The organism is Nitrospiria bacterium (genome assembly GCA_035498035.1).
Classification (GTDB): Bacteria; Nitrospirota; Nitrospiria; order JACQBZ01; family JACQBZ01; genus JACQBZ01.
In genome coordinates this window covers 1-26,740 of the sequence record DATKAN010000031.1, presented here as the reverse complement: position 1 = coordinate 26,740, position 26,740 = coordinate 1, and the positions used below count along the sequence as shown (strand labels likewise).

31 protein-coding genes are annotated in these 26,740 nt (G+C 58.3%); 29 read left to right on the top strand and 2 right to left on the bottom strand.

All coding sequences use genetic code 11. The features are described from left to right. Positions 1 to 24 precede the first annotated feature (24 nt). The 12 genes from trpS to VMN77_06720 all read left to right on the top strand — a co-directional run bounded on the left by trpS (position 25) and on the right by VMN77_06720 (position 8,061). Positions 25 to 993 carry a tryptophan--tRNA ligase gene (trpS, locus tag VMN77_06775; GenBank protein HTN43485.1) on the top strand — a complete coding sequence of 323 codons (969 nt, stop codon included), beginning with the start codon at positions 25 to 27 and terminating at the stop codon, positions 991 to 993. 8 nt (positions 994 to 1,001) lie between these two features. Then, on the top strand, positions 1,002 to 1,799 hold the full coding sequence (gene lgt, locus VMN77_06770; protein HTN43484.1) for a prolipoprotein diacylglyceryl transferase: 798 nt from the start codon (positions 1,002 to 1,004) through the stop codon (positions 1,797 to 1,799). Between the two features lie 148 nt (positions 1,800 to 1,947). Continuing rightward, positions 1,948 to 2,163, top strand: coding sequence for a hypothetical protein (locus VMN77_06765; GenBank protein ID HTN43483.1), 216 nt, complete (start codon positions 1,948 to 1,950; stop codon positions 2,161 to 2,163). After that, the gene (locus tag VMN77_06760; GenBank protein HTN43482.1) at positions 2,160 to 2,867 is read left to right on the top strand and encodes a hypothetical protein; all 708 of its coding nucleotides are present in this window, start codon (positions 2,160 to 2,162) and stop codon (positions 2,865 to 2,867) included. Before VMN77_06765 ends, VMN77_06760 begins: the two co-directional genes overlap by 4 nt. A 136-nt stretch (positions 2,868 to 3,003) precedes the next feature. Further along, entirely contained in the window at positions 3,004 to 3,378 is a 375-nt protein-coding gene (gene crcB / locus VMN77_06755; GenBank protein HTN43481.1) for a fluoride efflux transporter CrcB, read from the top strand. Positions 3,379 to 3,389: 11 nt separating this feature from the next. Further along, the gene (locus VMN77_06750; protein HTN43480.1) at positions 3,390 to 3,740 is read left to right on the top strand and encodes a DUF190 domain-containing protein; all 351 of its coding nucleotides are present in this window, start codon (positions 3,390 to 3,392) and stop codon (positions 3,738 to 3,740) included. Between the two features lie 181 nt (positions 3,741 to 3,921). Next, positions 3,922 to 4,197, top strand: coding sequence for a hypothetical protein (locus VMN77_06745; protein ID HTN43479.1), 276 nt, complete (start codon positions 3,922 to 3,924; stop codon positions 4,195 to 4,197). 39 nt (positions 4,198 to 4,236) lie between these two features. After that, positions 4,237 to 4,977, top strand: coding sequence for a segregation/condensation protein A (locus VMN77_06740; protein ID HTN43478.1), 741 nt, complete (start codon positions 4,237 to 4,239; stop codon positions 4,975 to 4,977). After that, entirely contained in the window at positions 4,947 to 5,528 is a 582-nt protein-coding gene (gene scpB, locus VMN77_06735; protein ID HTN43477.1) for an SMC-Scp complex subunit ScpB, read from the top strand. The genes VMN77_06740 and scpB overlap by 31 nt, the downstream gene beginning before the upstream one ends. Before the next feature lie 192 nt (positions 5,529 to 5,720). Then, entirely contained in the window at positions 5,721 to 6,371 is a 651-nt protein-coding gene (mtnB, locus tag VMN77_06730; GenBank protein ID HTN43476.1) for a methylthioribulose 1-phosphate dehydratase, read from the top strand. A 17-nt stretch (positions 6,372 to 6,388) separates the two neighbouring features. Then, positions 6,389 to 6,790, top strand: coding sequence for a cupin domain-containing protein (locus tag VMN77_06725; GenBank protein HTN43475.1), 402 nt, complete (start codon positions 6,389 to 6,391; stop codon positions 6,788 to 6,790). Positions 6,791 to 6,846: 56 nt separating this feature from the next. Then, entirely contained in the window at positions 6,847 to 8,061 is a 1,215-nt protein-coding gene (locus tag VMN77_06720) for a Glu/Leu/Phe/Val dehydrogenase dimerization domain-containing protein (GenBank protein ID HTN43474.1), read from the top strand. A gap of 4 nt (positions 8,062 to 8,065) precedes the next feature. Here the strand turns inward: VMN77_06720 and VMN77_06715 are convergent, their stop codons facing one another. Together VMN77_06715 and VMN77_06710 are read right to left on the bottom strand one after the other, a co-directional pair. Then, complete coding sequence (locus VMN77_06715) at positions 8,066 to 9,028, bottom strand: acetyl-CoA carboxylase carboxyltransferase subunit alpha (protein ID HTN43473.1); 963 nt, start codon at positions 9,026 to 9,028, stop codon at positions 8,066 to 8,068. A gap of 27 nt (positions 9,029 to 9,055) precedes the next feature. Next, a complete protein-coding gene (locus VMN77_06710) occupies positions 9,056 to 12,514 on the bottom strand; it encodes a DNA polymerase III subunit alpha (GenBank protein HTN43472.1) in 3,459 nt (1,152 codons plus the stop codon). 524 nt (positions 12,515 to 13,038) lie between these two features. Here VMN77_06710 and VMN77_06705 point away from each other — a divergent pair. From VMN77_06705 to VMN77_06625, 17 genes are all read left to right on the top strand, one after another. After that, positions 13,039 to 13,665, top strand: coding sequence for a phosphoribosyltransferase family protein (locus VMN77_06705; protein ID HTN43471.1), 627 nt, complete (start codon positions 13,039 to 13,041; stop codon positions 13,663 to 13,665). Between the two features lie 46 nt (positions 13,666 to 13,711). Further along, positions 13,712 to 13,876, top strand: a complete 165-nt coding sequence (locus VMN77_06700; GenBank protein HTN43470.1) for a zinc ribbon domain-containing protein — start codon at positions 13,712 to 13,714, stop codon at positions 13,874 to 13,876. A gap of 68 nt (positions 13,877 to 13,944) precedes the next feature. Further along, positions 13,945 to 14,307 (top strand): cytochrome c, encoded by a 363-nt coding sequence (locus VMN77_06695; protein HTN43469.1) that lies wholly within the window; start codon positions 13,945 to 13,947, stop codon positions 14,305 to 14,307. Positions 14,308 to 14,353: 46 nt separating this feature from the next. After that, entirely contained in the window at positions 14,354 to 15,601 is a 1,248-nt protein-coding gene (locus VMN77_06690; protein ID HTN43468.1) for an FAD-dependent oxidoreductase, read from the top strand. A 176-nt stretch (positions 15,602 to 15,777) separates the two neighbouring features. Further along, positions 15,778 to 16,734, top strand: coding sequence for a sugar phosphate nucleotidyltransferase (locus VMN77_06685; GenBank protein HTN43467.1), 957 nt, complete (start codon positions 15,778 to 15,780; stop codon positions 16,732 to 16,734). Positions 16,735 to 16,825: 91 nt separating this feature from the next. After that, a complete protein-coding gene (locus VMN77_06680) occupies positions 16,826 to 17,134 on the top strand; it encodes a DUF2934 domain-containing protein (GenBank protein HTN43466.1) in 309 nt (102 codons plus the stop codon). A gap of 35 nt (positions 17,135 to 17,169) precedes the next feature. Beyond that, a complete protein-coding gene (locus VMN77_06675) occupies positions 17,170 to 17,772 on the top strand; it encodes a 2-oxoacid:acceptor oxidoreductase family protein (protein ID HTN43465.1) in 603 nt (200 codons plus the stop codon). Next, the gene (gene porA / locus VMN77_06670) at positions 17,756 to 19,009 is read left to right on the top strand and encodes a pyruvate ferredoxin oxidoreductase (protein ID HTN43464.1); all 1,254 of its coding nucleotides are present in this window, start codon (positions 17,756 to 17,758) and stop codon (positions 19,007 to 19,009) included. The genes VMN77_06675 and porA overlap by 17 nt, the downstream gene beginning before the upstream one ends. Positions 19,010 to 19,036: 27 nt before the next feature. Then, positions 19,037 to 20,062 carry a thiamine pyrophosphate-dependent enzyme gene (locus VMN77_06665; protein ID HTN43463.1) on the top strand — a complete coding sequence of 342 codons (1,026 nt, stop codon included), beginning with the start codon at positions 19,037 to 19,039 and terminating at the stop codon, positions 20,060 to 20,062. Continuing rightward, positions 20,052 to 21,680, top strand: coding sequence for an NAD(P)-binding protein (locus VMN77_06660; protein ID HTN43462.1), 1,629 nt, complete (start codon positions 20,052 to 20,054; stop codon positions 21,678 to 21,680). The genes VMN77_06665 and VMN77_06660 overlap by 11 nt, the downstream gene beginning before the upstream one ends. Positions 21,681 to 21,772: 92 nt before the next feature. Continuing rightward, positions 21,773 to 22,822 carry a cytochrome-c peroxidase gene (locus VMN77_06655; GenBank protein ID HTN43461.1) on the top strand — a complete coding sequence of 350 codons (1,050 nt, stop codon included), beginning with the start codon at positions 21,773 to 21,775 and terminating at the stop codon, positions 22,820 to 22,822. 55 nt (positions 22,823 to 22,877) lie between these two features. Further along, positions 22,878 to 23,084 carry a dodecin family protein gene (locus tag VMN77_06650; GenBank protein ID HTN43460.1) on the top strand — a complete coding sequence of 69 codons (207 nt, stop codon included), beginning with the start codon at positions 22,878 to 22,880 and terminating at the stop codon, positions 23,082 to 23,084. Positions 23,085 to 23,184: 100 nt separating this feature from the next. Continuing rightward, a complete protein-coding gene (locus tag VMN77_06645) occupies positions 23,185 to 23,607 on the top strand; it encodes a ferritin-like domain-containing protein (protein HTN43459.1) in 423 nt (140 codons plus the stop codon). 217 nt (positions 23,608 to 23,824) lie between these two features. Continuing rightward, positions 23,825 to 24,760, top strand: coding sequence for a metal ABC transporter substrate-binding protein (locus VMN77_06640; GenBank protein ID HTN43458.1), 936 nt, complete (start codon positions 23,825 to 23,827; stop codon positions 24,758 to 24,760). A 22-nt stretch (positions 24,761 to 24,782) separates the two neighbouring features. Further along, positions 24,783 to 25,502 (top strand): metal ABC transporter ATP-binding protein, encoded by a 720-nt coding sequence (locus tag VMN77_06635; protein HTN43457.1) that lies wholly within the window; start codon positions 24,783 to 24,785, stop codon positions 25,500 to 25,502. Next, the gene (locus VMN77_06630) at positions 25,499 to 26,326 is read left to right on the top strand and encodes a metal ABC transporter permease (GenBank protein ID HTN43456.1); all 828 of its coding nucleotides are present in this window, start codon (positions 25,499 to 25,501) and stop codon (positions 26,324 to 26,326) included. Before VMN77_06635 ends, VMN77_06630 begins: the two co-directional genes overlap by 4 nt. Positions 26,327 to 26,360: 34 nt before the next feature. Next, entirely contained in the window at positions 26,361 to 26,648 is a 288-nt protein-coding gene (locus VMN77_06625; protein HTN43455.1) for a hypothetical protein, read from the top strand. The last annotated feature ends 92 nt before the right edge of the window (positions 26,649 to 26,740 follow it).

Genomic DNA, 26,740 nt, shown 5'->3' with positions numbered 1-26,740 from the left:
AGAGTGAAATCGCATAGGAAGCGCATGTTGAGCGGGATGCAACCCAGCGGGCGTTTGCATCTGGGAAATTGGCTGGGGGCGCTGGACAATTGGATCAAATACCAGAAGGAGTACGACGCCTATTTTTTTGTGGCCGACTGGCACGCCCTGTCGACGAATTACGCCGATACCGGGAAGATTCGGGAGTACGTCCAGGAGATGCTGATCGACTGGCTTTCGGCCGGGATCGACCCCGAGAAATGCACGGTCTTCATCCAGTCCCGCCTCCCGGAGCATGCCGTGCTGCACCTGCTCCTTTCGATGATCACGCCGGTGCCCTGGCTGGAGCGGACCCCCACCTACAAGGAGAAGATCGAGGAACTTCGCGAGCGGGATCTGACGACATACGGTTTTCTGGGATATCCCGTTCTTCAGTCGGCCGATATCCTGATTTACAAGGCCGATGTGGTGCCGGTGGGGGTGGATCAGCTTCCGCATCTCGAGTTGACGCGCGAGCTGGCGCGACGGTTCAACAATCTCTACAAAACCGTCTTTCCCGAGCCGCAACCCCTGCTCACGGAGGTGCCGAAGCTCCTGGGAACCGACGGGCGGAAAATGAGCAAGAGCTACAACAACGCGATCTATCTCTCCGATCCCGAACCGGTCGTGCGCGAGAAACTCCGGACGATGGTGACCGATCCGGCCCGGGTCCGGCGGACCGATCCCGGCAATCCGGATGTCTGTCCCGTTTTCTCCTATCATAAAATCTACTCCGAGATCGGCGTCGTCGACCGGGTCAATTCGGAATGCCGGACGGCCGCCATCGGCTGCATCGACTGCAAGAAGCTGGTGGCCGACCGGATGGTGCACCGGCTCGAGCCGATCTGGAGGGAGCGGGAGAAGTGGGTAAAGCATCCCAAGAAGGTTGAAACGGTCGTGTCCGAGGGCTCGAAGAAGGCCGGAAAGGTCGCCCGGCAGACCCTCGAGGATGTTCGGGAGGCGATGGGAATTTAGACAATTCTATGCATCCGATTCTAATCCAGTTCGGTCCCGTCACGATCCGCTATTACGGGCTGATGTATTTCATCGCGGCGATGGTCGGAGGGTGGCTGTTGGCCAAAGAGGTCCGCCGGAAGGGGATCCCGCTGTCGAGCGACGACAGCTGGAACCTGATCATGTACTGTCTTCTGGGCGGGATCCTGGGCGCACGGATCTATTACGTCGCGTTCAACTGGTCCTACTACGGCCAAAACCCTTCGGAGATACCCGCCATCTGGCACGGCGGGCTCGCCATCCACGGCGGACTCATCGGCGGGGTGCTGGTCGGGATCTGGTTCGTTCGTCGTCACGGGGTCCCGTTCTGGCCGCTGGCCGATGCCGGAGCGCCCAGCATCGTCCTGGGCCAGGCCTTCGGGCGAATCGGGAATTTTATGAACGGCGACGCGCACGGCACGCCGACCACGATGCCGTGGGGCATCGTCTTTCCGCCGGGGAGCATCGCCGGGCAACAGTTCGGTGCGGTGCCGCTTCATCCGACCATGCTGTACGAGCTGGTGCTGAACGTGGCGACCTTCGCTTTTCTCTGGTCCATCCGGAAGCGGCCCTGGGGCGACGGTTTTATCTTCTGTCTCTATCTGATCTGCTATTCGGTGGTCCGTTCCATCGTGACCCTCTTCCGCGCCGACGACCTGTATCTCGGACCCTTTCGAGCCCCGCACGTGGCGAGCGCGCTAATGATTCTCGTCGCGGGCGGGTACATCATAAAAAACAGGCTCTGGGAGCAAAAAACGGTTCCATCCGAAAAACCAAAACGGAAATGAAAAGGACGCGATCTGAGCGGGTCCTGTCCCCGGTGAGCCCAGCCGTCCCCGGCACCCCGCCCGGTGTTGGGACCCCGCCTGCGCTCGTCCGGGCGCCCCACCTCGGCCGCCCGCTTCTGCGAAGGATCGTTAATCGAAAGGCGGTCCGATGAATCCCTGCTGCCTGCAATCCATGAAACGATACATCAAAAAACGGCGGGACGTCGCCACCTGTGACGGTTGCGGGCGACTGCTGCTGGCCTACGGTAATCCGCGGGACCTTGAAGAAACGAAAAAGGCGCTGACGGCCCAGGGCGTGCCGTTCGAGGTCGAGGAGTTCGGAAATCTTCAGGTGATCGCCAAACCGAGGTTCAAGAAAAAATGATGCGGTCCAGACCGTTTCATTGGTCCTTTTACACCTTTGCGCCGTTTACCGCCACGATGCTCTTTCTGGATTCCAAATGGGTTTTGGCCCACGGCCTCAACGGCCAGGTCCTGGACAACATTCTCGTTCCGCTGTACGTCTACGCCATGTATCGAACCCTGCCGGACGAACGTCTGAAGAAGATCATGCTGATCACGATCCCGGTATCGGCCGTCGGAGAAGTCTTCTTCAGCATGGGGATCGACCTCTATACGTACAAATTCGGCTATGTCCCGATCTATGTGCCCTTCGGCCATGCGCTCGTGGTCGGCTCCGGGTTTCAGGTTCTCTGGCATTCGGGGGTTCACAGGCGCGCCGATGGTATGATCAAAATCTTTTTGACACTCTATGCCGTACTTTTCCTCGGTGTGTTCCTCTTCTATCGCGACAGCTTCACCGTGCTTCTCGGCCTGCTCTATTTTCTCGGCGTCTTTGCGATGAGGCAAAGGATGATCTACATGTTCATGCCGCTCTTCGTCCTGTTCGTCGAGTTCGTCGGCACCGCCTTCGGCTGCTGGTCGTGGTCTCCCAAGCCTTTCGGTATTCTATCCACCACCAACCCGCCCATGGGCTCGGTGATGTTCTATGTTTATCTCGATATGATCGTCTTGGCATTGGGGAGCGCATGGGCGGCGGGCTGGGCGACGGAGGAAACCACCGCCTGAGGAAAGCCCGCGAACAAATCGACGAAGGGAACGCGGCTTCGATTGGGCATCCGGCGGGTCTTGATATCCGATCGTCACTGTGATAGAAGAAAAAGTCTGAGGCCGTGCTTCACCGGATATAGAAAGGGGAAAATCGTTGGAAAAACTCATCTTGATCGGCTTGGCCGGCGTATTGGGGACCTATGCGCGATACGGCCTCTCCGGATTGGTCCAGCGCGCCTGCGGGAACGCATTTCCTTGCGGCACGCTGGCGGTAAACGTTTCGGGCTGTTTCCTTTTCGGATTGGTCTGGTCTCTTGCCGAGGACCGTCTTTTGATCAGCGCAGAGGCCCGGACGGTCATCCTGATCGGATTCATGGGGGCGTTTACTACGTTTTCGAGTTTTGCCTTTGAGACGGCTCAAATGCTCCGCGATGCGGAATGGACGCTTGTGCTGGTCAATCTGTTGGCCCAGAACGTCGTCGGGATCGCCGGCCTGTTTTTGGGATTTTTTGCCGGGCGCCTATTGTGAGGGAGGTGCACATGAAGCTGCCATCGGAAGCGGAACTGCTCCGAGTTTTCATCGGCGAAAGCGACAAGCATGACGGCCGGCCGGTCTATGAACTCGTGGTGGAGGCCGCCCGGCGTCGGGGCATGGCGGGGGCGACCGTTCTTCACGGGACCTTGGGCTTCGGCGCGCACAGCCGGATTCACACGGCGAAGATCCTTCGGCTCTCCGAAGACCTTCCCGTCGTGATTGAGATCGTAGATACTCCCGAACGGATCGAAGCCTTTCTGCCGGAGTTGGACAATTTGATGAAGGAAGGGATGGTGACCCTTGAGAAGGTTCGCGTGATCACCTACCGTCCGGATACCGGAAGGCCGTCTCCCTGACCGTTCCGGGCCGTCGCAAACAGCCCCATCTCCTCTCATTCCAAGGTTACAAACATCAAGATCTTGTCGGTTCATCGTCTTGTCCCACCATATCTTGAATTTTTTCTTGACAACGGAATCGATTCTGCTATAGTAGCGTTCGAACCGAAGGCTACCATATCTTGTAGGTGGGGAGGGGTGGATGGCGCAGGACCTTCGAGAAGCCCATTCGGCATTGACCAAAGAACAGATCCAGGCCGTCATCAATCAAAAGTTGGATAATACCATTTACTGGTTGAACAAAGCCTATGATGCGAGACCCCAGGACCCGGCGGCCGAGAAAACCCTCTTGGAGTTGATGGCCGAACTGCAGAAGATGAAGCGGGAGGCCAACGAGATACTCGGATTGAAACCCCGCCGCGAGTTGAAAGAGCATCAGCGGCCGAGTCACGGCGGCTTAAAAGACATTACCCCTTGACTTCGCTTTTGAGGCGGGACTAATATCAGCGCTGTGAGCATGGACGATCCCCAAACATCGTACGCCGTCAAAGTTCCCGCCTTTGAAGGTCCGCTTGATTTTCTGCTTCACCTTATTAAGAAAAACGAGATTAATGTCTATGATATTCCGATCGCGCTGATCACCCGGCAGTATCTGGAATACCTGGACCTGATCAAGTCGTTGAATCTGGCGCTGGCCGGAGAGTTTCTGGTCATGGCCGCAACGCTGATCCATATCAAGTCCAAGATGCTTCTTCCTCCATCCGAATCGGATGATGAGGAAGAGGACGAGGACCCGCGCACCGAGCTGGTGATGCGCTTGTTGGAGTACCAGCGTTTCAAAGAAGCCGCCCACGGTCTGGAGGCGCGCGAACAGGAATGGCGCGAGGTGTTCCACCGTCCCGCCTCGCTCGGAAGCGGAGAACCGACGGATGAAATCAACCTTGTCGATCTGAGCTTGTTTGATCTCCTGGAAGCCCTCCGGGGGGTCATGCAGCGCGCGCCGGAAAAGAAGGACCTGGAGATCGTGGTGGACGCGTTGTCGGTTCAGGAACGGATGGGCCTGATCCTGGACCGGCTGGATGAGCAGGAAAGCATCACCTTTACTTCACTGTTCGATGACGACACGACGCGTCTCGCGATGGTCGTGACTTTTTTGGCCTTGTTGGAATTGATCCGTCTGAAACGTTTACGCATCCTTCAAACCGAACTTTTTGGCGCGATACGCATATGGAAGAGCACGAGCTTACAGCCGTTCTAGAGGCGATTCTTTTCGTGTCGGGCGAGCCGATGTCCTTGGAGAGTCTCTCCGAGGTTCTGGAAGGGGCCGAACCGGACCGAATCCGACAGGCCTTGGAACATCTGCGCCGGAACTACGAATCCGCCGGGCGGGGATTACGTATCGTGGAGGTGGCCGGAGGATATCAGATTGCCACCCGTTCCGAGTGCGCCCCCTGGATCCGTTCTCTCGAGAAGATAAAGACCGCCACCCGATTATCTCGTTCCGGGCTTGAGACCCTGGCGATCGTGGCCTACAAGCAGCCGGTGACGCGTGGAGAGATCGAGGCGATTCGCGGCGTGGATTCGGCCTACGTCCTCAAGACGCTTCTGGAACGCCGCATCGTGAAAATTGCCGGGCGCAGGGAAGGGCTGGGTCGGCCCATCCTGTACGCCACCACGCGGGAGTTCCTTCAGTATTTCGGCTTGAAGGATCTTGCCGAGCTGCCCGCACTGAAGGAATTCAAAGATGTGGCCGAAACCCTGCCCGAACATGAACCGATCCATGAACCGGCGGGCGGCCTTTCGAATTAATTTATTATATAATGGCTCGCGTCGCCCCCTCCACACATCGGCTGCAAACCGCCGGGTGCCGGCCGGCTAAGCGGCTCGACTGAGCTCGCCGAAGGCCTCCCCCTCTCGCTCACCTGGCTCGCGGGGTAGGTCACCAAGGCGGCACAAGCCAGAGGACCGAGGATTTCCGACCGACCTGTCGTTATGACTGCTATGACAAAGCGTTCTATTCCTCGAAAAAGTCAGGCCGAACTCCTCTGTCAAATGTTGCGCTTATTCTATGACAAGGGATGGGTGGCCGGGACCGGCGGAGGGATTTGCGCCGCCACCGGGCCGAATACGGCCCTCATGGCGCCGACCGGCGTCCATAAGGAAACGGTCGCTCCGTCGGATCTGTTTGTCGTAAACCGGAAGGACGGGACGGTCCTCCGGCGGGCGCGAAACCGCTCGCTGGCCGTGTCGGAATGCAACCCTATTTTTTGCGCCGTCATGAGCCTTCGGGCCGCCGGTTCGGTCATGCACAGTCACGCGCTTTCCGCCGTCCTGGCCGCCGACCTGGCCGGGGGTCGGGATCATTTGATCATCGAGGAACTCGAAATGCTTAAGGGCCTTCGCGGCGTCTCCAACCAATCGAAGCATGCCGTTCCCGTGATCCACAATACCGCCCGGGAAAGGGAGTTGGAGGACCAGATCCGCGGAGCCCTGGCGAACCCGGCTTACCGAGAATCGTACGGCATCCTGGTACGGAATCACGGCGCCTACATTTGGGGAGAGGACATTTGGGAGACCAAGCGACATGCCGAGATTTATCATTTCCTGTTTGAGGCGGTGGTTGCGCGGTCGCAACGAAAACCGACACCATAAACAACAAGGAGGTCGCCATGTATACCTGTTCCTGCTGCCAGCAATCGTTAGATCGGACCAAGATTGACATCCAAAGCGTCGCCGATGCGGTCGAGAAGGACAAGCTCACATCAAAGGATGTGTTCAAGCGGACCTACATCGGCCACGGAAAGCAATCCAGCGTCTTTGTCTTTCAAGGTCACAAGGGGCCGTTCAAAAAACATGTCCATGTCACGCATGACGAGATCGGCTATGTCCTGAAAGGATCGGGAAGGGTCGTGGTGGGAGACCGGGTGCAGGAGGTCCGGGAGGGGGATATCTGGGTGATTCCGGCCAACACGCCCCACGGTGGGGAATTTCAGACCGAGCCGACCCAGGTCCTTTTCGTTTCTTCGCCCATTGACGACCCGGAGAATCCGGACCGGGTCTGGCTGGATTGAAAAACGGCCGGAAGGAGACGGGTGTGTCGGAAAGCGAGCGGATTGATTTCGAGAAAATGACCCGGTTTCAGTTCGACCGCGCCGCGGGGGCGATGGCGCTGGATGCGGAGATGCGGGAACTGCTCAAAATGCCGTTCCGGGAGATCCAGGTCAAAATACCGGTCCGGATGGACGACGGCCACCTGGAGGTTTTTGCCGGCTACCGGGTTCAGCACAACACCGCCCGGGGGCCGATGAAGGGCGGGATCCGGTATCATCCCGAAGTCGATCTGGGGGAGGTCCGGTCGCTCGCGGCCCTGATGACCTGGAAAACCGCCGTGGTCAATATCCCCTTCGGGGGGGCCAAGGGTGGGATCGTGTGCGATCCGAAACGTCTGTCGCCCGCCGAAACGGAACGAATGACCCGAACCTTCATCTCGATGCTGGATGCGGCGATCGGACCGTATCAGGATATCCCGGCTCCGGATGTAAACACCAACCCCCAGGTGATGGCCTGGATCATGGACGAGTACAGTCGGCGGCACGGCTACACCCCCGGCGTGGTCACCGGGAAGCCGGTCGACGTGGGCGGTTCAAAGGGGCGGGAAGAGGCGACCGGCCGCGGATGCATTTTCGTTCTTCAGGAAGCCGCCCGGGAATACGGGTTGGATCTCGGTAAGGCCCGCGTTGTGATTCAGGGGATCGGCAATGTTGGGAGCCATGCCGCCCGAATTGTGAGCGAGCTGGGCGCCCGGATCATCGCGATCAGCGACAGCCGGGGCGGAATCCACAACCCCGACGGGTTGCCGGTGGACCGCGTCCTGGCCTACAAATCGGAAAAACGAAGTCTGGCGGGGTTTCCCGGAGCGCGGCCCATCGCGAACGAGTCGCTGCTCGAAATGGACTGCGACGTTCTGATCCCCTGCGCCCTGGGCGGCGCGATTCACAAGTTCAACGCCGATCGTATCAAGGCGAGGATGATCGCCGAGGGGGCCAACAATCCGACGACCACGACGGCGGATGAGATCCTCGAAAAAAAAGGGGTGGTCCTCCTCCCGGATATCCTGGCCAATGCCGGGGGCGTGACGGTTTCCTATTTCGAGTGGACGCAAAACCTGCAGCAGCGTTCCTGGGAAGAAGACCAGGTGAATCAGGAGCTCCTCAAGGTCATGACACGGAGCTATCAGCACGTGGCTTCGGTGGCTCGGGAGAAAAAGGTTTCGCTCCGTCTGGCCGCCTACATCGTGGCGATCGACAAGGTCGCCCGGGCCACCCGCCTGCGCGGCATGTGAGGCTCTACGGCGCGATGTCCTCGCCGAAAACGCCCATCTTCTTGAATTTCTGATAGCGCTGTTCCCGCAGGTCGTCGGTCTTTAATCCGTCGAGCATGGCCAGTTGGCTCTCGATCGCTTTTTCCAGGATCTCGGCCATCTGAGGCGGATCTTTGTGCGCCCCCCCGACCGGTTCCGGCACGATCTCGTCGATGACGCCCAGGGATCGGAGGTCCCTGGCCGTCATTTTCAAAACGTCCGCCGCTTCCGGGGCCTTGGCGCCGTCGTTCCAGAGAATGGCCGCGCAGCCTTCCGGCGAAATCACGGAGTAGATGGAGTGCTCCAGCATGAGGATGCGGTCTCCGACGCCCAGTGCCAGCGCCCCGCCGCTTCCGCCTTCCCCGATCACGATGGAAACGATCGGCACCGCCAGTCGGGACATCTCGATCAGATTCCGGGCGATCGCCTCGGCCTGCCCGCGTTCTTCGGCCCCGATTCCGGGATAGGCCCCGGGGGTATCGATGAAGGTGATCACCGGCTTCCTGAATTTTTCGGCCTGTTTCATCAGGCGCAAGGCCTTGCGGTACCCTTCGGGGTGCGGCATGCCGAAATTGCGGTCGACCCGTTCCTTCACGCTCCGGCCTTTCTGGTGTCCGATAATCACGACCGGCCGGTTTCGGAAAATCCCGATGCCGCCGACGATGGCATGGTCGTCTCCGAAGAGACGGTCGCCGTGAAGCTCGACGAAATCATGGATCATGAATGCGATGTAATCCAGGGTGTTGGGCCGGTTCGGATGCCGGGCCAGTTGTGTCCTTTGCCACGGGGTGAGCTTGGCGAAGATTTCGGCCTGGACCTCCTGGGCTTTTCTCTCGAGGACCTCGATCTCGCGGTGAATCAGCGGGTCGGTCTTGGCGAAGGGCTTCAGTTTTTCGATTTTCTCTTCGAATTCGACGATGGGTTTTTCAAAATCCAAGTGATCTTTCAATGAGCGACTCCTTTGGTTCGTTGACGATCAACGCAAGACCACGGTCCCCTTGCCGAATTCCCGCTCGACATCGGTGATGAACAGATCGGTCGGTTTGATCCGGACCTCTTCATCCACCGCGATCGTGGACTCGGAATGATTGGGCATGCCCAGGCGCAGATAGACGGGGCACGAACCGCGGTGACGGAGCAGGATTTCCTTCAGGCGCTTCAGATCCTGGGAGGTCAACCCGGTGGAATTGAGGCAGATGTCGACCCGACGGGTGGCCTGTTCCCGAACGTTGGCCAGCGGTTCAATGCTCATGGCTTTGACCTTGGCCCCCTTCTCGCCCTTGTCGACGAATCCCGTCACGAAGAGCGGGATGTCCGGGGTCAGGATCGCCGAGGTCTTCTTGTACAGGTCCGGAAATACCAGAATCTCGATCGTGCCTTGAAGATCTTCCAGGGTCAGATAGGCCATTTTGTCGCCGCGTTTGGTGGTCGTGATTTTTTGCTGGGCGATGATGCCGCACAGCTTGACCTGCCGGTCTTCCGGGACGTCGTCCAGGGTTTCGGCGTTGGCCGTGGCATAGCTGCGCAATTCATCCGCAAAGCGCACCAGGGGATGGCTGGTGATGTAGAAACCGATGCTTTCCTTTTCAAGCCGCAGCCTCTGGGACTCCTCCCACTCTTCCAGAGGCGGTAGCGGGTCGGGATCGGACCGCTTATCCGGGCCGGATTCCTGGCCGAACAGCGCGGCCTGCCCTTGAAGCCGGTCCCGCTGCGCCACATTCCCTTCCTCGATCGCCTTTTCCATGACGGACGTCATCTGCGACCGCTTGGCTTTCGTTGAGTCCAGGGCCCCGCTTTTGATGAGCCCCTCGATCGCGCGGCGGTTGACTTTGCGGGAGTCGATCCGTCGGCAGAAATCGAAAATGGAGGTGAACGCCCCGCCCTGTTCGCGGGCCTCCCGGATGGAGTCGATCGCGTTTTCGCCCACGTTTTTTATGGCCGCCAGGCCGAACCGGATTCCGTCCTCGACGACCGTGAAGTCCCTCCGACTTTCGTTGACATCGGGGGGGAGGATCTGGATTCCCATGGCGCGGCACTCCGTGATGTATCGGACCACCTTGTCGGCGTTTCCCATCTCGCTGGAAAGCAGGGCGGCCATGAACTCGACCGGGTAGTGTCCTTTCAAATAGGCGGTCTGGTAGGAGATTAAGGCATAGGCCGCGCTGTGGGATTTGTTGAATCCGTAGCCCGCGAAATAGGCCATCAGATCGAAAAGTTTCTCGGATTTCTTTTCGGGGATTCCGTGATCCCGCGCCCCCTTGATGAATTGCTCTTTCTGTTTTTCCATCTCCTCGGGTTTCTTCTTTCCCATCGCCCGACGGAGCAGGTCGGCCTGTCCGAGGCTGAATCCGGCCAGGACGTTGGCGATCTTCATCACCTGCTCCTGATACACGATGACCCCGTAGGTTTCTTTCAGAATGTCTTTGAGTTCCGGCAGTTCGTATTTGATCGGAACGAGGCCGCGCTTCCGCTTGATGAAGTCGTCCACCATTCCGCTACCGATCGGCCCCGGTCGATACAGAGCCAGGATGGCGATCAAATCCTCAAACCCCTCCGGTTTGAGTTTGACCAGCAGGTCGCGCATTCCCCGGCTCTCCAATTGGAAAACGCCGATGGTTTCACCGGAGGAGAGTTGTTGATAGGTTTTCGGATCATACAGCGGGATATCACCGGGCCGGATGGCCTCCTCGATCGGCCGTTTCTTATTGATCAGTTTGACGGCCTGATCGATGACCGTAAGCGTCCGGAGACCCAAAAGGTCGAATTTGACCAGCCCGATCTTTTCCAGATCGTCTTTGGCGTATTGGGTGACGATTTCGCCCTTGGCTCCGCGGTACAGGGGCACGTGTTCGGTCAGCGGTTCTTCCGAAATGACGACACCCGCGGCGTGCGTGGACGCGTGACGGGCCAGTCCCTCCAGCGAGCGGGCCAGCGATAGAAGCTCCTGGATCTTGGAATCGGTCTTGGAGAGCTCCTGCAAGCGCGGTTCGGCCTTTACGGCTTCGTCCAGCGTGATCCCCAGCGTATTCGGAACCAGCTTGGCCACCTTGTCCACCTCGGCGTAGGGGAGTTCCATCACCCGCCCCACGTCCCGGATCACCGCCTTGGCGGCCATCGTCCCAAATGTGATGATCTGGCAGACATGATCCGAGCCGAATTTTTCAGTGACGTAACGGATCACCTCCTCCCGCCGGTCCATGCAGAAATCCATGTCGATGTCGGGGAGCGAAACTCGTTCGGGGTTTAAGAACCGCTCGAACAGCAGGTCATACCTCATCGGATCGATGTCGGTGATCTTCAGGGCATAGGCCACGAGGCTTCCGGCGGCGGAGCCCCGGCCCGGTCCGACCGGAATGCCGTGCGAGCGGGCGTAGTTGATGATATCCCACACGATCAGGAAATAACCGGCGTATCCCATGCTGTTGAGAACGGCCAGCTCGGTCGCAAGGCGTTGCGTGTAGACCGCGTCCGGCGGGAAATCCGGAGATTTGCTCTTCAGCCGTGCGGCCAATCCTTCCCGGGCCAGTTTCTCAAGATATTGTTCCCGGGTGAAACCTCCCGGGACTTTATAGTGGGGAAGATGGATTTTATCGAAGGTCAGTTCGAGATTGCAGCGTTCCGCGATCAGTTTGGTATTGAGAACGGCTTCGGGGAGCTCCGAAAAATTGGCGGCCATTTCCTCGGCCGACTTGAGATAGTTTTCATCCGATCCGAACCGCATTCGATCCGGCTCATTGACCGTCTTTCCGGTTTGAAGGCAGAGAAGGATGTCGTGCGCGCGCGCGTGGTGGCGGGTCAAATAATGGGCGTCGTTGGTGGCGGCCAGCGCCATCCCGGTCCGGCGATGGAGTTCGACCAGTTCCTTGTTGACCTTTTGTTGCGCGTCGATCCCGTTGTGTTGGACCTCCAGGTAAAAATTTCCTTTGCCCAGAATTTCCTCATATTCTCCGGCCGCGGTCAGGGCCTTCTCCGGTTCGCCGTTGATCAGGAGGGTCGGAATTTCACCCCGGAGACAGGCCGACAGACCGATCAGGCCTTCATGATGCTTTTGGAGCAATTCCTTGTCGATGCGGGGTTTATAGTAGAATCCCTCGAGGTGGGCGGTGCTCACGAGCTTGATCAGATTTTTATATCCCGTACGGTCGGCCGCGAGCAGGATTAAGTGAAAATATTCATGATGGAGTCCTCCCGACTCTTTGTCAAGATGACTCTTGGGGGAAACATACATTTCACATCCGATGATCGGCTTGATTCCGGCTGCCCGCGCTTTTTGGTAGAACTCGATCGCGCCGAAAAGGTTTCCATGGTCGGTGACGGCCAAGGCCGGCATCCGGAAAGTTACAGCCTGCTGAAGGAGGGCGTTGATCGGATTCGCGCCGTCCAACAGGCTGTACTGGGTATGACAATGGAGATGAACGAAGTCGGAATGCTTCATGGGTTTGTGCGCCCGGGGTTAAATTTCAAGTCATTCTACCGTTATGCATGGGAAGAAGTCAATCGAGCCAAAATGTTGATTGAGGCGATCGGACCCGATGCATAGGTCGCCCCGAACCCGGAAACGTGGTTGCAATCGACACCCAAACTTATGTATCGTTGTAAATGAGACTGGAAACTGTCTAAGGTCTTAAACAATCCGGAATTATATGAAAATTAAAGGTCTGTTGGCCCGATCGATTCAAAATGTCCATCTATTTTGACAACATCCGTTTGGAAGGAGTCAAATCTATCCGTCAGGTTTTCGTGATGATTATTAATCATGGATGATTTCGCTTTGTGAATTTGAGAGGTTTGGCGCCGCTTGGGGCCGCTTCCTGTTATCGAGCCGCTTATAGAGATTTAAGTGGCATGGTCATTGCAAATTCTAATTATCGTTGGTTGCTTCGCGCATGGAACCCCAAAAGCGATATTTTAAATAGCGGGCTAATCATGGTGTTCAGGAATCGAGATGAGGCCGCACGCTTGCTGGCCGAAAGGTTGATCACATACCGCGATCAGAATCCACTGATCTTAGCCATTCCCCGCGGCGCCGTTCCCATGGCGCATATCCTTGCCGAAGCCCTGGAGGGGGAGATGGATGTTGTGTTGGTTCACAAGCTCGGGGCACCGGGTCAACCGGAACTGGCGATCGGTTCGGTGGATGAAAGGGGCCAGGTTTATGTGGGGGACCATGCCGCCGGCCTGGGGGCCGGTGACGAATACATCGCCCGTGAAAAAAAAGCGCAGATGAAAATCCTGAAAAGCCGCCGTGCGCAATACACGCCCGTGCACCCTCCCATCGATCCCATGGGGCGCGTCGTGATTGTGGTGGACGACGGCATCGCCACAGGTGCTACGATGGTGTCCGCCCTCCGGGCGGTGCGTGTCCAAAATCCGCGCAAACTGATTGCCGCGACGGCGGTGGCATCCCGTGAAGCATTGGAAATGATACGGGGCCTGGCGGATGAGGTCGTCTGTCTGAAGGTTCCGGAGATATTTTATGCGGTCGGACAGTTTTTTCTCGAATTTCCCCAAGTTTCGGATGAGGAGGTCGTCACGCTCCTCAGGCAGAGCCGCTCCAAGGCCGGCAACGTAAACCGATCGGCCTGAGGGACAGGGGCTATCCGCTCACCCGACGGCGATAAGGAGAAAGCCCATGCCGCTCTACGAGTACGAATGCACGTCTTGCGGAAAGATTTTCACGGCCGCGCTGTCGCTTCGTGAACACGATCAAAAAAACGTGATCTGTCCCGGTTGCGGTTCAAAAAAAGTGGAACAACTGATCACCCCGTTCATCGCCAAAACCGATCGTAAGACTTGATCCGGGGCGCTCGGAGGGTCGAATTGTCGCCAGCGCACGTTGTTTTCACCACAAACCGGAGGAGTCCCATGGGGGGGAAATTTTCTTTGCGGATCCGCGTTGAACTCGTCCTTGTCGGCGTTGTTTTTTCCGCAACCCTCCTGACCCCGGAAATTTCACTCGGGCTTGAGGGGGCCAAGGTGTTTGCTGACAAGTGTATCGCCTGCCACGGGTCTAAAGGGGAGGGCACCCAGGTGGGTCCGGCCTTGAAGGGCGATCCCTTTGTCATCGAGGGAACGGCGGCCGAGATCAAACACGTGATCACTTCCGGCCGGACACAGGAGGAAAAGAAATACCCGAAGATTGTAACCCCGATGCCGGGCGGCCTGGCCTCGGCGGATGAGGCGGATGCGCTGATCATCTACCTAAAGGGTGATTTGCAGAAAAAATAAGAACCGGTCCGCGTCCTGGGGCGGCCTCATTACATGGAGAGAAATGATGGCACGCGTCGTGGTCATCGGGTCGTCCATCGGCGGATTGCCGGCGGCCTACGAATGCCGGAAGCTCCTGGGTGGGAAACACAACGTCACCGTGGTTTCGAATGTGGATTTTTTCCATTTCGTCCCGTCGAATCCCTGGGTCGCGGTCGGCAGACGCTCACGGGGGGATATCTCCTTTCCGTTGGCCCCGGTCCTTAAAAAGAGGGGGATCGCGTTCATTCACTCGGCGGCCGAGCGGATCGACCCGGAGCGGAATCGCATCCTCACCGCTCAAGGGGAGGTTCCTTATGACTTTTTGATCATTGCGACGGGGCCGAAACTGAATTTCGCGGCCGTCTCGGGATTGGGCCCGAGCGGGTATACTCAGTCGGTCTGCACGGTGGAGCACGCGGAGCAAGCCTGGGGAGCCTATCAGGCCTTTTTGAAGAATCCCGGTCCGGTGGTGGTCGGCGCGGCGCAGGGGGCTTCCTGTTTCGGCCCGGCGTATGAGATGGCCTTTATCCTGGATGCCGACCTTCGAAAGCGGCGGCTTCGACGGAAAGTCCCGATCTATTTCGTCACGCCGGAACCCTATGCCGGGCATATGGGATTGGCCGGCGTAGGAAAGTCCCGACGATTGATGGAGGATGAATTCGCCGAGCACTCCATCAAGACCGTTACGAACGCCTCGATCAAGGAGGTCCAGCCGGGTAAGCTGGTATTGGAGGACGGCCAGGAAATCGTATTTCAATATGCGATGTTCATCCCCCCGTTTCTCGGGGTGAGCGCCGTTGCGGAGACCGCCGGCCTCTGCAATCCCAAAGGCTTTGTGAATATCGACGCCTACCAGGCCAATCCCCGGTATCGGAATATTTACGCCGTAGGGGTTTGCGTCGCCATCCCTCCGGTGGAGCCGACTCCGGTTCCGACCGGAGCGCCCAAGACGGGTTACATGATCGAGTCGATGGTCTCGGCCGCGGTCCACAACATCAAGGCCGACATCGAAAACAACCCGAAGCGGGAAACCGCCACATTGAACGCGATCTGTCTGGCCGATATGGGCGACACCGGCATCGCCTTTGTGGCGCTGCCGCAAATGGCGCCCCGAAACGTGACGTGGGCCAAAAAGGGGAAGTGGGTCCACCTGGCCAAGATCGCCCTGGAGAAATATTTTCTTCACAAGATGAAGCGCGGGGTGAGCGAACCGTATTATGAAAAGGCAGTCTTGAAAGCCCTTGGGATTGTAAAACTGGAAGCCCGGGACTGAGCAACCGGGTCAAATAATTCTAAAGGAGGCGATGTAAAAAATGAGGAAACGGGAAAATCGGCGCTCCCGTCCGGAGTGGCGGTGGTAAACGTTAAAAATCGACGATGCTGCATCACCTTGGATCTCAACCCTGTTGGCGAACATCCAAGCCGTCATGCCGCACAAGGAGGGAAAACATGAGCCGCTCGTCATACTCGCAAGTCCGTTGCGGAATCGTATTGGCCGGAGGGGAAGGTAAACGGCTTCAGCCGTTTATCCGGCGTCTGCGGGGAAAGGATCTTCCGAAACAGTACGTCAATTTTATCGGAACGCGATCGATGCTGGAGCATACCTTTCATCGTGTCGAAACCCTGATCCATCCCGAGCGTCTCTTCACGGTGGTGGCACGACATCATCTGGAACATCCGGAGGTGTGCCGACAGCTTTCCGGCCTTCCGGAGGGCAATTTGATCCTTCAACCTGAAAACAAGGAGACGGGGCCGGGGATAATGCTTCCGCTGATGCGTCTTTATAAATTTTATCCCGATGCGGTCGTGGTGCTCTTCCCGTCGGATCATTTTGTTCTGGAGGAAGCCCACTTTATGAATCATGTGGACCTGGCCTGTCATATCGTTGAGAGAGACCCGTCACGCCTGGTTTTGCTTGGAGTCAAACCCGATGCCCCGGAATCGGAATACGGCTATATATTGCCGGTGGAAGGAACGGACGGGTTCACCCAATACGGCCTCCGCCCGGTTTCGCAGTTTATTGAAAAGCCGGACCCCCCTGCCGCAAATGAACTTTTCTACCGGGGGGGATTATGGAACACGATGGTGATAGCGTTCAAGGCCAAGACTTTACTGGCACTGGCCCGGAAAGTGGCTCCGGTTCTCAGCCGTTCCTTTCATCGGATCTGGAAATCGGTCGGGACGCCCGCCGAGACCGAGGTCGTGGAGGATATCTACCGTCATATAAAACCCGTGAATTTCTCCAAAGATCTGCTCGAAGCTATTTCGGTCCGGTATTCATCCCATCTGCAGGTCCTTCCGGTCCGGGGTGTGTACTGGAGCGACTGGGGCTCCGAACAGCGGATTAAGAGCATCCTTAGACAAATGAAATATCCGTCGGCGTTCGCGGAGATTCAAATGGCTTGAAAACGGGAAGGGCGCGGGGATAATATGAGAGCGTAACTAACGGAAGCCTCATCGCATTAAACGACCAAGGAAATCATGGGAGGGATCGACGATGAATAAGAAAGAAAATCCGATGAGCGTTTCATCCAAATCCGCCTTTTCTGAGGCGGTTGCTTTGAACCCGGAACTCCGTGAACGGATTGCCCAGAAGGCCTACGACCTGTACGAAAAACGGGGTTCGGTCCACGGTTTGGACGTCCAGGATTGGCTGGAGGCTGAACGGTTGATCATGGCGCAAACGATGGCGGAGACCAAGGCCCCGAAGTCCCAATCGAAAACGGAAAGCGTTTCCAAGGCTAAGACCCCGATCCGGGAAAGATCGGCCGCCGCCAAACCGGGGTCGGTACTGGGTCGACCTTAATCCATCTTGATTCATGCGACGAAAGGAATACCGCGATGTTCCAGATCCGCATCCATGGCCGAGGCGGACAGGGCGTCGTGACGGCCGCCGAGATCCTGGCCGTCGCGGCCTTTATTGACGGCAAATATGCACAGGCCTTTCCAAGCTTCGGGTCCGAGCGAATGGGCGCGCCGGTGATGTCGTTCTGTCGCATCGACGACAAATTCATCCGGCTTCGCGAGCCGGTGATGGATCCCGACGCCCTGATCATCCAGGACCCCACCCTGCTTCATCAGGTGGATCTTTTTTCCGGTGTCCGTCCGTCGGGGTATATCCTGATCAACTCCTCCCGGAGCCTTGAAGATCTCGGAATCGCCGAGTTGATTTCTCGTTTTCCCAACGCCCGCCTTCGAACGGTCCCGGCTTCCGAGATCGCCCTTGAGAACACCGGACGATCGCTTCCCAACGCCGCCTTGATCGGCGGTTTGGCGGCCTTAACCGGGATTCTCGGTTCGTCCGCGGTGACGGAAGCCATACGAAAAAAATTTCCGGGAAAGGTCGGGGAGGCCAACGCTGCGGCGGCCGAGGCGACCTATCAGGCCGTTGCATCCGGTCGGGCCTGGGTGTCCAAGGAGACGCGTCATGCCGGAACCTATTGAGGGCTCGCAGGCGGTGGCCGCCGCCGTGGCGCGCTGCCGGCCGGAAGTGATATCCTGCTACCCGATCACGCCGCAAACCCACATCGTGGAGAATCTCTCGAGCCGCGTCCGAAAGGGAGAGATCGGAAACTGTCAGTTCATCAACGCCGAGTCCGAGTTCGGGGCGTTGAGCATTCTCATCGGGGCCTCGGCCGCGGGCGCCCGCAGCTACACCGCGACGAGCAGCCAGGGGCTCCTGTTCATGGCCGAGGCGATCTACAACGCAGCCGGGCTGGGTCTTCCGATCGTGATGACCATCGGCAACCGGGCGATCGGAGCCCCGATCAATATCTGGAACGATCATTCCGACAGCATGTCGATGCGGGATGCCGGGTGGATTCAGATCTTCGCCGAGACCAACCAGGAGGCGGTGGACCTGCATATCCAGGCCTTTCGTCTGGCCGAGGAGTTGAGCGGCCCGGTGATGGTCTGCATGGACGGATTCATCCTGACCCATGCCTACGAGCCGGTCGAGATTCCCGCGCAGGACCAGGTCGATGCCTTCCTTCCCCCCTATGACCCCGTCCAAGTTCTGGATCCGGCCGATCCGGTGACCATCGGCGCGATGGTCGGCCCGGAGGCCTTCTCCGAAGTGAGGTATCTTGCCCATCATAAACAACTTCGGGCGCTGGAACGGATCCCGGAGCTGGGGGGCGAGTTCCGGGAGCGGTTCGGGCGGGCCCCCGTCGGATTGACCGAGGCCTACCGGACGGAGGATGCCGATACGATTGTTGTGGCCCTCGGTTCGGTCAACGGGACGATCCGGGAGGCGGTCGACGAATTGCGGGAGGGGGGGATCAAAGTCGGCAGTCTTAAAATCGGCCTGTACCGGCCGTTTCCGACCGCACAGGTACGCGCCGTCCTCCATCCCGCGAAACGCGCGATCGTGGTGGAAAAAGATCTGGCACTGGGAAAAGGAGGGATCGTTTCCGGCGACGTCAAGATGGCTTTGCGCGGGCTTCCGACGATCGTTCAGACGGTGATCGCGGGATTGGGCGGCCGGTCCATTACAAAGGCGTCCCTCCTCCGGATGATCGGGGAGGCGCGTGCCGGAAAGCTGGACGAACCGCACTTTTTGGATCTGAACTGGACCGTGATCCATCAGGAGCTTGAACGGCAGCGTCGCCAGCGTCGCTCGGGCCCGATGGCGGAACACGTCTTGCGCGCCGTCAATGCGGTCAGCTCCAAAATAACATAAAGGGCCTTTTTTCCATAGGGAGAAAGAATGGACGATCGACAGCGCATCAAGTTCTACCAAACCGGGACCTTTACAGTGGGGAACCGCCTCCTCGGCGAGGAGGACCGGACCGTTCAGTCCAGGATGGAGCGGACGAACTCCCTCAATTCCGGCCACCGGGCCTGTCAGGGATGCGGCGAGGCCTTGGGCGCGCGGTATGCCGTCGATGCCGCCATGCGCGCGGCGCAAAACAGACTGATCGCCGTCAACGCCACGGGGTGTCTGGAGGTGTTCTCGACCCCTTATCCGGAAAGTTCGTGGCGGATTCCCTGGCTGCATTCGCTTTTTGGAAATGCCCCGGCCGTGGCCGCCGGCGTCGCGGCCGCGCTCCGGGCCAAAGGTCGAACGGACGTAAAGGTGATCGCGCAAGGCGGGGACGGGGGGACGGTCGATATCGGGTTTGGATGTCTTTCCGGAATGTTCGAACGCAACGATGACGTCCTTTACATCTGCTACGACAACGAGGCCTACATGAACACGGGCGTCCAGCGCTCGGGATCGACCCCGCCGTCCGCGCGGACCATGACCACGCCGGCCGTCGGAGAACACCCGGGAAATCTTTCCGGAACCGGAAAGGACGTCCCGCGCATCGCCATGGCCCACGGGCTGGCGTACGTGGCGACCGCCTCCGTCGCGGACCTCCGGGATCTGGAGGCCAAGGTGACGAAGGCGATGGGAATCTCCGGTTCACGGTACATTCATATTCATGTTCCCTGTCCGCTGGGCTGGGCCCACGATCCCGCGCTGACGATCCGGGTTGCCCGTCTTGCGGTCGAATCCGGTCTGTTCCCGTTGTTTGAGGCCGAAGGCGGAAAAATCACTGGGCGGACGATGATTCGCCGAAAGGTTCCGGTGGAGAGATATCTCGAGCTTCAAGGCCGATTCAAACATCTTTTCGGCGAACGGCCCGATCGAGCGGCCCTTGCGGCCATCCAATCTATCGCCGACGCTCATATCGCCGAATACGGTTTGGTGGACAAAGGGACTTCCCGGGGGGATTCAAGTGGAACGTAAGCCGTTCGCCATCACGCTCGACCCAAATAGCAGCCTGCCGAACCATACGGGTTCGTGGCGGACGATGCGTCCGGTCTATGTCGATCGCCTCCCGCCGTGCAATCACGCTTGTCCGGCCGGAGAAAACATCCAGGGCTGGCTGTATCCGGCCGAGGAGGGGAAATACAAAGAAGCGTGGGATGTCCTGATGCGGGATAATCCTTTTCCGGCGCTTCATGGACGGGTCTGCTATCACCCCTGCGAGGATGCCTGCAATCGGGCCCAATTGGATGAGGCGGTCGGTATACATGCTGTCGAACGATTCCTGGGCGATCGGGCGATCCAGGAGGGATGGCGCGTCGAGTGCAGACCGGCGACCGGCAAAAAGGTTCTGATCGTCGGCGCGGGTCCGAGCGGTCTGTCGGCCGCTTATCATCTGGCCCGCCTCGGCCACGCCGTGACGATCTGCGATGCCGGATCCAAGGCGGGCGGAATGATGCGGTTCGGGATCCCGAAATATCGCCTGCCGCGCGACATTCTCGATGCCGAGATCGCACGGATCGAAGCCATGGGGGTCACGATCCGACTGAATCAAAAAGTGGGGGACCTTGAGGCCGCCATGCGTGAGGGTGGATATGACGCAGCCTTCCTCGCGATCGGGGCGCATCTCGCCAAACGGACCGAAATCCCGGGGCGCGACGCGGGGAAAATTCTGGATGCCGCCAGTTTTCTGAAAAGCATGGAAGGCAAGGCCCCTCCCATGTTAGGAAGGCGGGTGATGGTGTACGGTGGTGGAAACACCGCGATCGACGCCGCACGGACCGCGAAGCGGTTGGGCGCGGAGGAGGCCGTAATCGTTTATCGGCGGGACCGGAAGCACATGCCGGCCCATGATTTCGAAATGAGGGAGGCGCTTGAAGAAGGGGTCGTGATTCACTGGCTTCGGACGATCACGCGGGCGGAGGAATCAAAATTTACGGTCGAGGTGATGGAACTGGACCAGTCGGGGCGCCCGATGCCGACCGGACGGTTTGAAGAAATCGACGCGGATACCGTGATTCTCGCGTTGGGCCAGAACGTGGACACGGCCTTCCTTCAAAACGTCCCGGGGTTGAGGATCGCCGAGGATGGAATCATTCAGGTAGACGAGACGATGATGACCGGACGGTCCGGAATATTCGCGGGGGGCGATATGGTCCCTTCCGAACGCACCGTGACCACGGCCACCGGCCATGGAAAAAAAGCCGCGCGCCACATCGATGCCTATCTTCGCGGAACCCGTTACGTGAAACCGGAGCCGCACCCGGTCGCGACGTTTGACAAGCTGAACACGTGGTATTTCACCGACGCCGAAAGGTCCAAACAGCCGGTTCTGGAAGCCATCCGGAGACGTTCGACCTTTGAGGAGGTGACGGGCGGCCTTGATCCGAACACGGCACTGCTTGAGGCACGGCGGTGTCTATCGTGTGGCAATTGTTTTGAATGCGACACCTGCTACGGTGTCTGCCCCGACAACGCCGTGATCAAACTCGGCCCAGGTAAGCGGTACGTGTTCAATTACGATTACTGCAAAGGCTGCGGCATCTGCGTCCAGGAGTGCCCCTGCGGCGCGATCGAAATGGTCAAGGAGACGATTTAGAAGGTTTCGTGATCCGGGTTGAACGCTACAGACCGAACCCGCTTGGAATCGGTGCCTAAATAAATCCAAGATGAGACGGAAGGAGAGATCGAATGCGACGGAAAAAAGTTACGGCGTGGGGACTGGTATGGCTGGGTTTAATCTTAGGCGCTCCCGAGGCCTATTCTCAAGACGCCGATCTGGTTAAACAAGCCAATCAGTATTTCAAGCCTCTCCCGAGCGCGATGCCCGCCCCCGCGGATAATCCGACGACACCCGAAAAAGTCGCACTGGGGAAGATGCTCTTTTTCGAACCGCGTTTGTCAAAAAGCGATACGATCAGTTGTAATTCCTGCCACAATATGGCCACCGGCGGAGTGGACAATCTTCCGACCTCGATGGGCCATCTCGCTCAATTCGGTCCCCGGAACTCTCCCACCGTCCTCAACGCGGGCCTCGAGTTCGCCCAGTTCTGGGACGGCCGCGCCCCGTCTCTTGAGGAGCAGGCGAAGGGACCGATCTTAAACCCGGTCGAGATGGCCATGCCGGACCGGGAAATGGTCCTGTCCCGGATCCGAACCATCCCGGAATACGTCGAGAAATTTAAAAGAGCCTTTCCGGACGATAAGGATCCGATCACCTATGACAACATCGCCCGGGCGATCGCGGCCTTCGAAAGGACCTTGTTGACGCCCTCGAGGTTCGACGACTTTCTCAAGGGAAAAGCGGATGCCCTGACCGCCGGCGAGAAACAAGGGCTGGGACTGGTCATGAAAAAAGGATGCATCATCTGTCACAACGGGGTTGGGGCCGGCGGGGGGATGTTTCAGAAATTCGGTATCCGGGACCGGTATGAATACAGCGATGATCAGGGGCGGTATAACGTGACAAAGAACGAGGCCGACAAATATTTTTTCAAAGTCCCCATGTGGAGGAATGTCACCCGAACCGCCCCCTATTTTCACGACGGCTCGATCTGGGACCTGAGCGAAGCCGTCCGCATCATGGGACGGATTCAGCTCGGAGCGAAACTGACGGATGACGAGGTCGATTCGATCGTCGCTTTTCTTCATTCCCTGGAGGGGAAGATCCCGGAGGAGGCCCTGATCCTGCCGGTCCTTCCCGCGTCCACCCTCGCCACGCCGAAGCCGGTGTTCAAGTGACCAAACTCGATCCACATATCAACGCAACCAAAGAAAGAAGAAGGAGGCAACCATCATGGCCGAAAATCTACTGAAAGTGATCGAGGTTCTTTCCGAGTCAGACAAAAGCTGGGAGGACGCGGCCCAGCAGGCCGTGGCCCGCGCGGCCAAGACCCTGCATGGAATCAAATCAATTTATATTAAAAACTTCGAAGCCAAGGTCGACAACAACAAGATCGTCAAATATCGGATCAACGCCAACGTCACGTTCTTGCTGGATTAGAATCGTTGCTTCGGAGAGGGGATGCGGTGCGCCATTCCCGTTCCTTATATTCGGGCATGCGCATCATTCGCGATCAACCCGACATGAAGGAGGCATTCCAATGGATAGCAAGAAAATTATAGAAGGGCTCAACCGGATGCTCGAACAAGAGCATGCCTGCGCCATCCGCTATGCAACGCACGCCGCGGTCGTCACCGGGCCGTACGCGGAGTCGGTTGCGGCCCGCTTGAAGGAGATTGCCGGAGACGAGCGGGATCATGCCGAGAAACTTCGCGACCGTATCACGGCCCTCGGCGGAACTCCATCCATGCAGGTCGCGACCGGGGACCTCAAGCCGGCCGTTACGCTGTCCGAGATTCTGAAGATCAACATGGCCGAGGAACACGGGGCGATTTCCGGCTACACGGAAATTCTCGAGGGAATCGAGCCCGCAAATGTCATCCTGCACCATACGATCCGCGAAATCATTCGAGACGAGCAGGAGCACCTGGAGGAATTGGAGACACTACAATCCCCAAAGTAGGCCGGCGTGATGGGCAAGGGATCGCCCGGGGTCCTTCAAACTTCAAACCTGGGAAATTCATCCGGTCGGGTCCGCCCGGGGGTGGTGCGATAAAAGATAATAAGTCAAAAAATTCCGGGCGTATACCAAGGAACTCAAGGGTTATCTGTTTACCACCCGACCGGTCGTTCGCGAAGAATCCGGGATAATTGTCTAATTTCGATATGAGTTCCGATCGATGAAACCCCGCCTCTTGATTCTAGGAGCCTTGGCGGTCGCGGCCGCACTCATAATTGGGTTGGTTTATTTAAGAGGCGGAGGGACTCCTTCCCGGAAGGAAACGGGAAAAACCGTCGTGGCCGCCACGATCTATCCCCTCTTCGATTTGACCCGTAATGTGGCGGGGGAGAATGCGGAGGTGAAGCTCATTCTGCCCCCGGGCGCTTCGCCTCATTTGTTTGAATTTTCTCCGAGGCAGCTCAAGGAGCTGCAGAATGTAAAGACGGTCTTTGCGATCGGTCACGGTCTCGATGATTGGGCCGCCCAAGTTATTCATGTCGCCCCGGAGGCGCGGCTAATCGTCGTGGATCACGGCATCGACCTGCGGAAATCCGGAGGGACGGAAGAAAATGGAGCCGAGATCAAGCGCGAACACGAACCTGGGCCGACCGATCCGCATTACTGGCTTCATCTTGGAAATGCACGGCAGATCGTAGATAATATCGCAAAGGAATTGATCGAAGAGGATCCCGCTCACGCGGATGCGTATGGGGCGAATGCGCAGGCGTACAAAGACAAGCTGGCGGCCGAAGAGCGGCGGCTGAAAGAGGCGTTGGCGCCGGCGCGGGGTCGGCCCATTCTGACCTTCCACGACGCCTGGTATTACTTCGCCGAGGATTTCGGGCTTGAGATCGTCGGAACGCTTGAACCTGCGGCCGGGGAGGAGCCGACGCCCCGATACCTGGCGGAGCTCCAACGGGAAGTGAAGATGAAGCGGATACGGATCATTTTTATCGAGCCGCAGCTTTCCACCGCGGTCTTGAAAAGCTTCGCCGAAGACAACGCCTTGAGCGTGGCGGAGCTGGATCCGCTCGGGGGGGTGGAGGGTCGGAAAACGTATCTGGACCTGATGGAGTTCAATGCGGACTCCATCCAAAAAGCGCTAAACGAATAGAGGCCGAAGTCTAAGCGATTCGATGGGCGACACCGACGCGGTTCAGGCCAGAGGCATATGGTATTCATTTAATTCCGATGCTGCGACTCTTGAAGATGTTTCTTTCGATATACCCCAGGGAAGCATCGCGGCCATTATCGGGCCGAACGGATCGGGAAAGACGACGCTGCTCAAAGTGCTTCTGGGCTTTCTCTCTCCACAACGGGGGGAGGTTCGTATTTTGGGAAAGGAGCCCCGGCAGGCGCGAAAAGACATGGCCTACGTGCCGCAGCGGTTTTCTTTTGACAAGAGCTTTCCGGTGACGGTTCTGGAATTTCTCCAGCTTTCCCATCCCGAAAGCTCCAGGGAGAAAATCGTACGGTATCTGGGTCACCTGGACATGGAGGGGATGCTGAACCGGAAACTGGGCTCGCTCTCCGGCGGACAACTTCAGCGGGTGCTCGTGGAGCGCGCGATGCTCGGCGATCCGAAAGTCCTCTTCCTGGATGAGCCCGCGGCCGGGATGGATATCGGCGGGGAGCGCACCTTCTATGAGCTGGTCCTGCACCTGCATCGGGAACACCAAAGCACCGTCGTGATGGTGTCTCATGAACTGGACGTGGTGGCCCGCTATTCGGATCTGGTGCTGTGCCTGAATCGGAGGCTGCTTTGCCAGGGAAGACCGGAGGTGGCGCTGAACGCGGAGACCCTCCGAGCGTTGTACGGGAAAGAAGCCGCGATGTACCATCACAAGGACAAATGACCGTGGAACTCATGACGATCCTTCAACTCCCTTTTATGCAACGGGCGCTGATGGCCGGCATCGCCCTTGGATTGATCCTGCCTTTCCTCGGGGTTTTTGTGACGCTTCGAAAGATGTCATTCTTCGGGGACGGCATCGCCCACGCGACGTTGGCCGGTGTGGCCATCGGGATCGTCGCGGGCGTCAGTCCGTTCCTGGCCGCGCTGGGCATTGGAGCATTGTTCGGATCCGGGGTTTATTTTTTGGAGCGCAAGACCAACATCTCTTCCGACGCGCTGATCGGGGTGCTCTTCACGGGCGGTCTGGCCCTGGGGATTGTTCTGATCAGCCGGCGGCAAGGGTATCAGCCCGAGCTTTTGAGTTTTCTGTTCGGAAGCATCCTTTCCATCAGCCCGGCCGATTTGGGCGTTATCCTGGGCTTCTCCATTTTTATTGTTTTGGTTTTGATTCTCTTGTCCCGGCCGTTGACTCTTCTGGCACTGGAGAAGGAAAGTGCATGGCTGTACGGGGTCCGTACCGAATCGCTGGATTTCTTTTTCTACGTGCTGCTCAGCCTCACGGTGGTGCTCGGTGTGAAGCTGCTCGGCATCATCCTGGTCAGCGCGCTTTTGATCATCCCTCCGACGATCGCCAAGATGCTCGCCCCTTCCTTCCGGAGTTTGATCGGCGTGAGCGTGATCGCGGGCGAGGTGTTCATTGTGCTTGGGCTCATGCTCTCGTATTGGCTGGATCTTCCCTCCGGAGCGACGATTATTCTTGTGGGAGCCGTTGTCTTTTTGGCGGTTGCCCTGGGACAGATCGTCCGGGGTGCACCGATCGGATAACTTCAGAAGAGAAGGAGGGTCCGTTATTAAATCATTGAGCGAAAAAGGAGGCGGGGCTTTTCAGGGGATCAAGCTCCTATTATGCGAAAATCCGCTCCCGCCGATCGAGGAGGCCATCGCCGCGGCGCAGGCCGAGCTCGCCCGGAGTAATTACTACACCGAAGCCTATTCGGCTCCGCTTCGCCGCCTGATCGCGGAGCAGCTCGGCGTGCCGGAGCGGCTGATCCACATCAACGCAGGCTCCGAGCTCATCCTGCGGCAGATCTTCGACCGTGCGAGACAGGCTGGACCCAAACCCTGTTCGGTCGGCTCGAGGAGATGACCGAGATCAACCCGGTGCGCCCGGGACGCGGGGAGGGTGGTTTTGCGGTCGTACGCGCGACGGCGTGAAGATCCTCCATTTGCGACTTACGG